Source organism: Parasphingopyxis sp. (assembly GCF_052168275.1).
Taxonomy (GTDB): domain Bacteria; phylum Pseudomonadota; class Alphaproteobacteria; order Sphingomonadales; family Sphingomonadaceae; genus Parasphingopyxis.
The window spans coordinates 25,796-37,031 of sequence record NZ_JBQLZM010000140.1; the positions used below are offsets into that span (position 1 = coordinate 25,796).

10 protein-coding genes are annotated in these 11,236 nt (G+C 63.9%); 1 reads left to right on the forward strand and 9 read right to left on the reverse strand.

The features are described 5' to 3' along the window. Positions 1-19: 19 nt before the first annotated feature. From ACTS1X_RS12870 to ACTS1X_RS12880, 3 genes are read right to left on the reverse strand one after another with little or no spacing between them, the layout of a single operon-like run. On the reverse strand, positions 20-1,666 hold the full coding sequence (locus tag ACTS1X_RS12870) for a DUF885 family protein (protein ID WP_442614802.1): 1,647 nt from the start codon (positions 1,664-1,666) through the stop codon (positions 20-22). Continuing rightward, positions 1,663-2,826: an NADH:flavin oxidoreductase/NADH oxidase gene (locus ACTS1X_RS12875; RefSeq protein WP_442614803.1), complete on the reverse strand. Its 1,164-nt coding sequence runs from the start codon at positions 2,824-2,826 to the stop codon at positions 1,663-1,665. The genes ACTS1X_RS12870 and ACTS1X_RS12875 overlap by 4 nt, the downstream gene beginning before the upstream one ends. A gap of 44 nt (positions 2,827-2,870) precedes the next feature. Then, a complete protein-coding gene (locus ACTS1X_RS12880) occupies positions 2,871-3,818 on the reverse strand; it encodes a dihydrodipicolinate synthase family protein (RefSeq protein ID WP_442614804.1) in 948 nt (315 codons plus the stop codon). A 148-nt stretch (positions 3,819-3,966) separates the two neighbouring features. On the opposite strand from ACTS1X_RS12880, the gene ACTS1X_RS12885 reads away from it, so the two are divergent. Further along, positions 3,967-5,094, forward strand: coding sequence for an NAD(P)/FAD-dependent oxidoreductase (locus ACTS1X_RS12885; protein ID WP_442614805.1), 1,128 nt, complete (start codon positions 3,967-3,969; stop codon positions 5,092-5,094). Positions 5,095-5,109: 15 nt separating this feature from the next. Here the strand turns inward: ACTS1X_RS12885 and ACTS1X_RS12890 are convergent, their stop codons facing one another. From ACTS1X_RS12890 to ACTS1X_RS12915, 6 genes are all read right to left on the reverse strand, one after another. Continuing rightward, positions 5,110-5,847, reverse strand: a complete 738-nt coding sequence (locus ACTS1X_RS12890) for an amino acid ABC transporter ATP-binding protein (protein ID WP_442614806.1) — start codon at positions 5,845-5,847, stop codon at positions 5,110-5,112. Next, entirely contained in the window at positions 5,825-6,514 is a 690-nt protein-coding gene (locus ACTS1X_RS12895) for an amino acid ABC transporter permease (RefSeq protein WP_442614807.1), read from the reverse strand. The genes ACTS1X_RS12890 and ACTS1X_RS12895 overlap by 23 nt, the downstream gene beginning before the upstream one ends. Then, complete coding sequence (locus ACTS1X_RS12900) at positions 6,511-8,028, reverse strand: ABC transporter substrate-binding protein/permease (protein WP_442614808.1); 1,518 nt, start codon at positions 8,026-8,028, stop codon at positions 6,511-6,513. The genes ACTS1X_RS12895 and ACTS1X_RS12900 overlap by 4 nt, the downstream gene beginning before the upstream one ends. 99 nt (positions 8,029-8,127) lie before the next feature. Beyond that, positions 8,128-9,849, reverse strand: coding sequence for an FAD-dependent oxidoreductase (locus ACTS1X_RS12905; protein WP_442614809.1), 1,722 nt, complete (start codon positions 9,847-9,849; stop codon positions 8,128-8,130). 2 nt (positions 9,850-9,851) lie between these two features. Next, positions 9,852-10,619, reverse strand: coding sequence for an SDR family NAD(P)-dependent oxidoreductase (locus ACTS1X_RS12910; protein WP_442614810.1), 768 nt, complete (start codon positions 10,617-10,619; stop codon positions 9,852-9,854). A 367-nt stretch (positions 10,620-10,986) separates the two neighbouring features. Next, a partial coding sequence (locus ACTS1X_RS12915; RefSeq protein WP_442614811.1) for a hypothetical protein occupies positions 10,987-11,236 on the reverse strand: 250 nt, incomplete at its 5' end.

Below are 11,236 nucleotides of genomic sequence, written 5' to 3' on the forward strand. Positions count from 1 at the left end.
GACGCTCCGGCCAGCGCGGTTAGCGCATCGCGCGGATTTCGTCATCCTCGCCGGTCATTTCGTAGCGGATCAGTGAAATCGGGATCATCCCCGCCGCCCGGAACCGGTCGTGAAAGCGCCTGAGATCGAAATCTCGCCCCTCGATCTGGCTCATATCAGCAAGCAGCGCCTCGAGCTGGACCTTGCCGATATGATAACCGATGCCGTAGCCGGGCTGGCGCAGATAGAGCTCGAGATCGGTCATCGCGACCAGATCGTCGGGTTCCATCCAGTATGGCGTGCGTGAAGTCAGTGAAATTCGCGCCTCGTCGAACGTCCATTCGTTGGCATGCAACATCAATTCGGGAAGCACGCGCGCGGCGCGTTTTGCATGCAGGATATAGTTGATCTCACGTGCGCTCGGATCGTCGTCGAGCAGCCCGAGCTGCTGGATCATCTCCTCGAGATAGAATGACCAGCCCTCGGCTCGCGTACCGTCGATGAAATAGAGCCGCCTCGCGCCCCGGATCGGTCGGTCGTCGCGCTCGCGCTGCAATCCGTCGAACAGATGGCCGGGCACGTTGTGCGCGCGCAGAGTAATTGGTGCGCGATCTTCGGCTTGGCGGAAGAAATGACGGTTGATCGGTGCCTCGAACGGACCCGGTATCGCCGGATCGCGTTCGGCGGGCTGGATATATGGGCCTTCGCCGACCGGCGGGACGACGTAATCGGGAATCGTCATGACCTCTTCGCTGCGAAGGAATTCCAGCAGCCGGGCGTCCGCGGCCGCACGCCGCCGTTCGAATTCGGCGAGACTGTCGGCCGGATCGATCATCGGGACGTCGCGATTGCGATGCTCCTCTAACCTTAAGAAGGTCAACGCGCGCTCATATTCGCGCTCGCCGATGATCCGCATCTCCTCCCAGCTATACGGGAAGAGCAAAACGTGGCGCAGATACCAGTCGTAATTCTCGCGCCCGATGCCGCCATGCGGCGGCAGCGACGGTGCAATTTCTATGAGCCAGTCGCGAAAGGCGATCGTAGCGTCGCGCGCGGCTTCGGCGGCAGCGACCAGTTCGGGCCGCGTAGCCCGTGCGTCTTGAGCGATCTGGTTGTAGATGTTGATTTCGACCGCCTTCTGCGCGATCCCCAGCCGTGCCAGATCACCGCGCGCCTCGGTCAGGTTCACGCGCGCCTGGCTGAGTATCCGCGGCACTGCTGCCAGTTCTCGAGCCAGTGTCGCGGCGCGTTGGTCGTCGATCGGGAACTCCGGAATCGCCATCGCACCGGCGATTTTGGGGCCAAAGCCGAGATTTGTCGTGCTGTAGAAGGCCGGATCTCGTTTCCATGGCCGCAATATCCGATGGCGGAAATCGAGACCGCGCATTTCGGCCAAGATCAGCATGAAATCGACGCGGTCAGATACCGACAGGCGGGTATCGTCGATGGCCTCGACACGCGCCAGCATCGGCTGCAACAGGGCGTGGCGCTCCGCCATCGCCTCGTCGCTATAGTCGGGGGCCCCGTCGACGAAACGCGGTTCTGCGATCGCCCGGAACTCCTCGAATATGCCAACCAGATCGGGTGCCTCGGCAACGGCCTCTTCAGCCTGAACCGCCTCCGATGCCGCCGGGACCGTGATCATGCAAAGCGCCGTCGCCGCCGCCAATCGCGAGAAGCTGCTCATCCATTTGCCTCCTGTGAGGATTGTAGGGCCTGCCGCACCGCAGGGTCGACCCTCCGGCGCTCGAGGAAAAAGCCGTATTGGGGCGGAATGACATTGTACGGATCGGCCAAGCCGAGTTCCAGCGCCGCACGATGCGCAAAATTCGGCTCTTCGAGCAGCTGCCTGCCAAGCGCGACGAGGTCGGCACGCCCCTCCGCGATTATCGCGTCGGCTTGACGCGGCTCGATGATCAGGCCGACGGCCATGGTGGGGATGGATGTTTCGCGCCGGACCTGATCCGAATAGGGCACAAGATAGCCAGGCGAAGGCGTCCTGCTCGCGGTACCGGACGCCCCTGCAATACCGCCCGACGAGCAATCGACGAGATCGACACCGACTTCGCCGAGCGCCCGGGCGAGCCGCACCGTGGTATCGATCGTAACCCCGCCCTCGATCCCGTCTTCGGCCGAGGTACGATAGAAAAGGGGCATATCGACCGGGATCGCCGCCCGCATTGCCCGCGCCACCGCCAACGGAAACGCGAACCTGCCAGGCTCGTCGCCGCCCCACCGGTCTTCGCGGTGGTTGGAAATCGGCGAAACGAAGCTGTTGATCAGATAGCCGTGGGCGCCGTGGATTTCGACGAAGTCGAAACCGGCGGCGACGGCGCGTTCGGCAGCGGCTGCAAATTCGCCGATGATCGACTCGATGCCGGCCTCATCTAGCGCCTTGGGCGTCGGCCATCCTTCGGCCAGCGGCAGCGCGCTCGGCGCCACCGGCTCCCACGCCCGTCCGTCATCCGCAGCCAGCGGTGCGGCACCTTCGATCGGCACCGCGGCGCTTCCCTTGCGTCCCGAATGGCTGAGCTGGATTCCGACCGGGATATCTTGGTCGTGATAGATGGCGACGATCTCGCGCAGGCCCTCGACATGGTCGTCTTTCCAGATGCCCAGGCACCCCGGTGTAATCCGCCCGGTTTCGGATATTCCCGTCGATTCGACGAGTGCGCCGCCGACACCGCCGAGCGCGAAGCGGCCGTGATGCGACCGATGCCAGCGTTGGGCGTGACCGTCGACCGCGCTGTACTGGCACATCGGGGTGACGACGATCCGGTTGAGGAAGGTTACCGACCGCAGCGTGAAGCGCGAAAAAAGGGGCGGGACGGCGGGCGCCGGTTCCACGGCCGCGTCTGGTCCGGAGTCCCGCCTTGCACCGGACGTCCGGTTCACGCCTCGTTTTCCTGCGATTCGATTTCTTCGATGAGCGCATCCATTTCGCGCATCAGCCCGGCGAGCTTATCGAGGCGCGAACGTCCTTCGCCGCCGAGCGCTTTGAAAGTGGTGAGCGGCGGCCGGACGTCGCCGACCGGGTAGCCTGCTTCGGCGGCGAGCGCCTTGGAATAGCATTGGTGGCCATAGGTCGGATGTCCCTCGGCGATCACGATGTCGATCTTGTGCAGGATCCGCTGTATCGCCGCAGCATGCTCTAACCGCCCTTCGAACATATAGTCCCACATCCGGCTGGTCGAATAGGGCAGATAATTGCCGTAAGGATTGACGTATCCCACGGCGCCGAGGAGAAAACTCTCGAGCGGACGTTCCCCGGCGAACACGTTCATCAGGCCGCCTGTGCCGTCGACAATATCGTATACCCGTCCGACATCCATGCTCGCTTCCTTGATATAGCGGACATTGTCGAAGGCTTTGGTCAACCGGACGACGATGTCGGCCGACATGTCGACATTGGAGGTGACCGGGTTGTTGTAAAGCATGATCGGAATGCGGATCGCTTCCGCGATGGCACGGAAATACGCGAAAATCTCATCGTCGGTGGGAGTGTAATAGTAGGGCGGAACGATCATCACGCCGTCCGCACCCTGCTCCTCCGCTTCCTTGCTGTACCGCACCGCCTGCGGCGTATAGGCGTTCATCGTCCCGACCAGGACCCGCATCCTGCCGTCGAGATGCCGGACGGTGGTTTCGATGACGAGTCGTCGCTCCTCGTCCGAAATGGCAAGGAACTCGCCGGTCGTTCCGAGAATGATGATCCCCGGAACCCTGCATTCCAGCTGCCAATCCAAGAACCGTTTCAGGGAGTCGATACAAATGTCCGACCCGTCGGGCGTGAATGGTGTCACCGCTACCGTGTAGCTCCCGCGAAAGTCTTGTTTCATTCAGAAGTGGTCCCGTCTGGCAAAGAGTGGAGCGTGAAGGTGGCAATTTTCGCACTCACGCGTATTACTCTCCGGAAAAAGGGTCGCTTTGCGAACAAAAGTCAACATAGCGCCCAAATGTTCGGCTTGGCAATAGCAGAGGTACAATATGATCGAGGTCATCGTTATCGGAGGCGGGATTGCCGGGTGTGCGACGGCTTTCTATCTCGCCCGCGAAGGCGCTGAGGTGATGTTGCTCGAACAGGGCGAGATCAACACCCAAGCCTCGGGCGCAAATGCGGGCAGCCTCCATGCGCAGATTCCCCACGATCCCTTCGCCGAAAAGGGCGAAGACTGGGCTCGGCGTTTCCAGCCCGTCGTCGAGCTTTGCCGAGCATCACTCGGCTTGTGGCGCGAGCTCGAAACGGATCTCGAAGCCGATCTGGAGATCGCCTTTTGCGGTGGGCTGATCGTCGGTTCCAACGACGCGCAGCTGCGCGAGATCGAGGCGAAGGCGCGGATCGAGCGCGCCGCCGGACTCGATGTCGAACTGCTGAGCCGCACCGACCTGCATCGAATGGCGCCCTATGTGGCGGACGGAATGACCGGTGGCGCGCTGTGCGCGGTCGAAGGCAAGGCCAATCCGCTCCTCGTTGGGCCCGCCTTCGCGGCGGCGGCACGGCGTCACGGGGCCGTGGTCCGCACGCATGAGCGATTGTGCGCCATCGAGCGAAGAAACGGCTGTTATCGGGTGGTTACGGACCAAGCGGAATATGACGCGCGGCGTGTCGTCGATGCGGCGGGCATCGAAGCCGGGCGTGTAGCGGGCATGGTCGGCGCCAGCCTTGCCATACGGGCCTTTCCGATCCAGGTGAGTGTCACCGAGCCCGTCGAGCCGTTGGTAGAGCATCTGCTCTATTATGCGGGAGCGAAGCTGACGATGAAGCAGACCCGGCTCGGTACAATTCTCATCGGGGGAGGGTGGGAAGCTCGGCTCGATGCCGCCGGCCGGCCGGCAACCGATCCAGAAAACCTGGCCCGCAATCTCGGCGTCGCGCTGAAGGTCGTGCCCGCTCTCGGGCCGGTTCAGCTGGTGCGCAGCTGGCCGGCGATGGTCAACGGCACCGACGATTGGCTCCCGATCATAGGCGAATTGCCGAACGCGCCCGGCTTTTTCATCACCTATGTGCCTTGGATCGGATTTACCGCGGGGCCGGCCGCAGCGCTGGTGACCGCCTCGCTGGTGTTGGGGAAGGTGCCGCCGCTTGCCGTGAATCTGCGCAGCTTTGCGCCGTGACGGCCGGTCGCGATTTCAATGACCCAGTATCTTGCTCACGAATTCGGCCGTCCTCGCTTCGGCGGGATTGCCGAACAATATGTCGGCAGGCGCACATTCGACGATCCGGCCTTCATCCATCATCGCGACACGCGTCGAAACTTCGCGCACGAAGGACATTTCGTGTGAGACCAGTATCATCAGGATGCCTTCCTCGGTGAGCGCGCGGATGGTGTCGAGTACTTCGCCGACCCGCTCCGGATCGAGCGCCGATGTCACCTCGTCGAGCAGGAGGACCTCGGGTTGGAGCGCCAGCGCCCGGGCGATCGCGACGCGCTGTTGCTGCCCGCCCGAGAGCTGATCGGGATAGGCGTCCATCTTGTCGGCCAGGCCCACCTTTTCCAGAAGTTGCACGGCCCGATCATGCACCTCGCCGCGCGGCTGCTTCTTGATCTTCAGCGGCGTGATCGTCACGTTCCGGAGTACGGTCATGTTGCGGAACAGGTTATATTGCTGGAAGACGATCGCCGCCCGGTCTCGAAGGGCGCGAACGCTGCGCCGGCTGCCATAGTCGACCGTTTCGCCGTCGAGACGTACCTCCCCGCCATTGGGAGCGGTCAGGCCGATCAGAACGCGCAACAATGTGCTTTTGCCAGACCCCGACGGGCCGATGAGACTGAGCACCTCGCCCTTTTCGGCAGCCAAACTCACGTCGCGCAGCACCTGCACGTCGCCGTAGGCGCAGGACAGGTTACGAATTTCCAGGTGGGGCAAGGCGCTTCTCCAGACGGGCGGCCAGACGGGCGAGCGGATAGGACACCGCGAAATACAGGACGAGGATGGTGCCGAACCCGAGAACCGGCGAAAACCCGTCGTTCACCAGCATCTTGCCGGCGAAAGTCAGCTCGGCGACGCCGATGAAGGATGCGAGCGAGGTGTCCTTGATGAACATCACGACGAATGCCGTCGCGGGCGGCAGGATCACCGGCCATGATTGCGGAAGGGTGACATGGAAGAGCGTCTGCGCGGCGCTGAAATTGAGCGTCTCGCATCCTTCGCGCTGCTCTGCCGGTACCGATTCGAGGCCTGCCCTAACGATCTCCGAGAGGAAGGCGGTGGCGATCAGCACCACCGCGATCGTCGCCAGCGTGAGCAGTGACGCCTGCGGAATGATCGGCTGCGCCGCGAACAGCACGAGGAACAGGATGACGAGGAACGGGATGCGGCGGAAGAACTCGACATAGGCGATGCCCAGCAATCGCAGCGGCAACAGGATGCGCGAACGGGACTGGCGCAGAACGGCGATCAGCAGTCCGGCGATGAAACCGACCGTGCAGCCGACAAAGGTCATCCACAGCGTGCGGCCCACGGCGTCGAGCATAAAGCTCACATTGGCCGCGCTGAAGAAAGCGGGCATTTCGGATGCCAGGCCGGCGATCACTGGAGCAGCCTCATTTTGACGCGGAATGCGTATCGTCCGAGAAGCGCCAGCGAAACGCTCGCTATCAGGGTTAGCGCCACATAGATGACTGCGACGACGGTGAAGGTCTCGATCGTGCGCAGGTTGGCGGTCGAGATATTGATCGCGCGTCCGGTCAGCTCCTCTACGCCGAACAGGGCCGCGATCGAGCTGCCGAGCACCAGCCATATGAAAAAGTTGGACAGCGGCGCGTAAACCGTGCGCACGATGTGCGGCAGCATCACGAATCGCAGCACATGCCAGCGGGTCATCCCCAGCGTCTGCGCCGCTTCCATCTCGGCCTTGCGCACCGAGACGACGCCGCCGCGGATGATCTCGGTCAGATATGCGCCCGAATTGAGAACGAGTCCGATCAGAACGGCGGTCATCGGGCTGAGCATGACGCCCGCATCGGGGAGCGCGTAGAACAGGAGGAATATCTGGACGAGTGCCGGGGTGTTCGTGAAGAAGGTTACGTAGCCGCCGACGATGCGGCGACTGAACTCGCCGCCATAGACTTTTCCGATCGCGCCGAATGTGCCGATGATCGCGCCGGCCCAGAAGGAAATGAAGGCGATCTGCAGCGATATCAGCGCGCCGACCAGCAGATAGGGCAATTCAGCGAACACCGCGCTGAAATCGAAGCGATATCCGCCGCCGTGAGACGTGGACTTGCCGGTGATCGGGCCCCCGACCATTTCCGCCGCCTCGGCATATTGTCGCGGCTCGATCGGCACGGTCATCGGCGCGCCGTACCATTTCTCCCAAAGCTCGGCGATCCGACCCTCGCTGTGCAGTTCGTAGAGAATACCGTCGAGATAATTCTGGAGCGAAACGTTGCCCTCCGCGATGCCGATCGCGCAATAGGCGACGAAGATCGGCTCGCTCAAAATACGCCAGTCGACGTCCGGGTAATTCTCGGTAAAGCCGATGAAGAAGTCGACATTCTCGACCAGCGCATCTGCGCGTCCTTGCGCGATCGCCCGGATCGTGTCGGCATTGCCGTCGACGAGCAGGCGGCGCGGGCGCGGCAGCGTTTCCTCGAGCATGCTGACCGACTGGTTGCCGCGCATGTTCACGATCGTGACGTCGGGCCGGTTGAGCTCGCGCCAGCTCGACACCGGTAGCCGCGAGGTCGTGATGACGCCCATGGCTTCGGAATGCAGCGGTACGGTGAAGTCGATCAACTCCTCGCGCTCGGGCGTATGGGTCAAGGCGCCAAGCGACATGTCTATCCGGCCGGTAGTCAGGAACGGCACGCGCTGCGCGGCTTCGGTCGGGACGAGTTCGAGCCGCACGCCCATCGCGCGCGCGATTGCGCGCGCGACGTCGACGTCGAAACCTTCGAGCTCATTGTCGTCGCCGTAGGAACTCATCGGCGGAAAATTGGGATTGACGCCGACACGCAGCGTCCCGTCCTGCACGATCGCGGCCGCCGAACGCGCGTCGGCCGGCACGGCCAGGCCGAGAGCGAGGAAAGCTGCGAGGACAGCCAAAAGCCTCGGAAGGGACGTGGGGGATAAATACACAGCGAGACGATGGTGCGATTGATGGGCAATCACGTCAACAAAAAAGTTCACAGAGCGAACCTAATGTCATTCATCCGGACAAATCGCGACCGCAGAAATCGGGACGGGCTTGAGCGGCGCGCGGGGCGCAAATTGTGCGTTCGGCGACAGCGGCGTGCCGCTCCGCGCGGCGAGGAGTTCGGCCACGACCACGCTGCAATACCGGCCCTGGCAGCGTCCCATGCCGACGCGCAGGGCATGTTTGACCGCACCGAGGCTGGCCGTGCCCGCCGCCAGCCGGCTTTCGATGCCCGCGCGATCGATCTCCTCGCAGCGGCAGATCAGCGTGTCCGGTTCGGCAAGCAACGGCAACGGGGCGACGGGGCGATAGATTTTCCACAGCGCCGTCTGAAAGGCCGCGTGGCGTCGCAGCTGCTTGCGCGCCCATGCCAGCTCCGCCGGATCCGACTCGAAGCCGAGATCTCCGGCGGCCGCGGCCGCAGCGACCACGCCTTGCGCCTGCGCCGAGGGCGCGCCGCCCAGTCCGCCGGCATCGCCGGCGATGAAGACCGATGCCGCGCTGCTGCGATTGTCGGCATCGCGCACAAAGACGAAGCTGCCTCGTCCGTCCGCCTCTTGGGTGCATCCGAGCGCCCGACCCAGTTCGGCTTGCGGCAGAAACCCGTAGCCCAGGCACAGCGAATCGACGTCGAAGCTCTGCTCGCTGCCGGCTTCTATGTCGCCGGAGCGGGCGACGCGTGCGATCGTCGCCCGGCGCACCTTGCCGTCCCCCTCGGCCCGGATCACCGCATGTCCGTAAAATGTTCGGACCCCGGCCGCACGCAGGGCGCGCAAGTGACCCAATCCCGCGGCGGCGAGCGACGGCGCCGTTCCGAACGCCCGGAATGCCGCGCCCGGCGGCGCGCGCCAAGGCGGCGCGGCAAGCTCGGCGAGCGCGACGACGTCGGCGCCGGCGCGGACCAGTTCGTGGGCCACCTGCAGATTGAGCGGGCCGTTGCCGGCGACCAGAACCCTCCGCCCGGGAGCGGACTGATAGGCACGCAATAGCGTCTGCGCCGCGCCGGTGGTCAATACGCCCGGGAGAGTCCATCCCGGAAAAATATGCGGTCGCTCATAGGCGCCGGGCGACAGGACGATCCGCGCCGGCTCGGCGCGCAAAGCCGTCCCGTCGACATCGATCATTAGTTCATGGGGACCGAAGGCGCCCCAGACGGTGGCCGCGCTCAGAATTCGCGCGCCCGCCGCCCGAACCTCGTCGATGAGCCTGCGGCCTTCTCGAAACTGATGATCCAGCGCCGTCTCGTCGACGGCGAACCCGTGGCCCGGCTGCTTGAAATACTGACCCCCGGCGCCCGAACGTTCGTCGACCACGACGACGTCGAGGCCGGCCCGTGCTGCCGTTCCGGCAGCGGCGAGCCCGGCCGGTCCGGCTCCGACGACCAACAGCTGTGGGCGGATCGTCTCGAGCCGGGCGGCGGGACAAGCCTGACCCGGTGCCACGGCCGGCGCGCATGCCGGCATTGTCTCAACCGCGATGCCTTCGCGCGCATATTCGAGGCAGGCGCGGCGCTGTTTTCCATCGACCAGGACCGCGCATTCGCCGCACACTCCCATGCCGCAGAACACGCCTCTGGAGCCGCCGCTCCTCGTCTTGCGCAGCGCCCAGATGTCGGCGTTGGTCAGCGCCGCCGCGATCGTCTCCCCGGGATGGGCGGCGACCGTGCGGTCGTCGAAGCGGAACTCGAACGGCTCGGCATCGCGCGCAACACCCTTATTGGCAATCCGCATGGCTAGCGAATGTAGGTCGCGCCGTTCATGTCGAGCGTAGCGCCCGACAATTGCGGCGCCGCACCGGTAACGAGAAAGGCGACGAGTTGGGCGATTTCTTCGGGTTCGACCCAGCGCCCGCTGGCCAGCCCCTTGGAGATCGCCTGTTCGCCTCCCTGGGTCTTGGCGAACTGCTCCGACAGTCGCGTACGGACGACCCCGGGTGCAATGACGTAAGCGAGGATGCCTTGTGCCGCAAAGGCGCGGGCAACCGTCTGCGTCGCCGCGTGAATCGCCGATTTCGAGGCGCCATAGGCGATCGTATCGGGGTTGGTCACGCCGCGCTGGGCGGCCCAGCTCGAAATCGTCACGATCGATCCACCGCCCTGATCGAGATAGTGCGGGACCGCGCGCCGCATCAGCCGCGCCGGAGCGAGTACGTTGACCTGCAGGCTTTCGTTCCAGGCCCGGTCCCAGTCTGCGAGCGGCTGATCGAAACCGCCGTCCCAGATCATCGTCGCGGCGTTGTTGATCAGCGCATCGATCCTTCCGCAGTGTTCGATTGCCCGTGTCCACAAGCTGTCGACCGAATCGAGGTCATGAAAGTCGGCTGGCAGGATCAGCTTGCGCCCCTCTGGTATGGATTCGACCGCGGCCTCGGCACCGTCGCGATCGCCGCCATAATGGGCGATCACGAACGCGCCTGCTGCCCCGGCGATCCGGGCGATCTCGGCGCCGATGCCCTTGGACGCACCCGTGACGAGAATGGTTTTGCCGGAAAGATCGCCCATTGTCCCCAATCTTTTTTGCTTTTTTGCGCGCTATGCGAACACGTATACGCATTCCGATCCGCCAATTGCAATCGCGCAGGCCGATCGCTCATCTCGCACCGTGAACGCGAAGGTAGATCGCCTCGACGCCGCATCTTGGCTGCAAGCCGATAGGAAGGAGAATAGGGATATCTGATCGGCCTTATCGCTTGCCGGCCGTTCGGTACCCGATCGCCATCTGCGAATTGCCTGTTCTTCCGATTTATGGAGAATCCCGGAACGGAGACCGGCTCGCTCCGGAGCCGTCGCGAACTGTACACTTTTTCATTTGTATCGATGGCGTGAAGCGATGTGCGCGCGCGTGTCCGTGAGGCGCGGTTTGCCCGCGTCAGTCTTCGTATCGGGGCTCGATGTGCGCGTCGCGGCCATTGACCGGGATTGCGACGATCGCGCGAAATGTGCCGGGAGCCTCGAACACGACGGGATCCGAACCCGAAAAACTGTTGTCGCCGAGCATCTCGTTCGTGTGGAAGGGCGCGTGCACCATAAGATGTGGATGCCAATGGCCGGCGTTTGGCGTTAGCCGTTGCGCCGCCGAGTACATGTAGGAAAACCCGGCCCGGTCGGGCCGCGACAGC

Bases quoted from the DNA above. Each gene is read 5' to 3' on its own strand.
- ACTS1X_RS12885 (WP_442614805.1), top strand. From the start codon at position 3,967: ATGATCGAGGTCATCGTTATCGGAGGCGGGATTGCCGGGTGTGCGACG.
- ACTS1X_RS12870 (WP_442614802.1), bottom strand. From the start codon at position 1,666: ATGAGCAGCTTCTCGCGATTGGCGGCGGCGACGGCGCTTTGCATGATC.
- ACTS1X_RS12880 (WP_442614804.1), bottom strand. From the start codon at position 3,818: ATGAAACAAGACTTTCGCGGGAGCTACACGGTAGCGGTGACACCATTC.
- ACTS1X_RS12910 (WP_442614810.1), bottom strand. From the start codon at position 10,619: ATGGGCGATCTTTCCGGCAAAACCATTCTCGTCACGGGTGCGTCCAAG.
- ACTS1X_RS12905 (WP_442614809.1), bottom strand. From the start codon at position 9,849: ATGCGGATTGCCAATAAGGGTGTTGCGCGCGATGCCGAGCCGTTCGAG.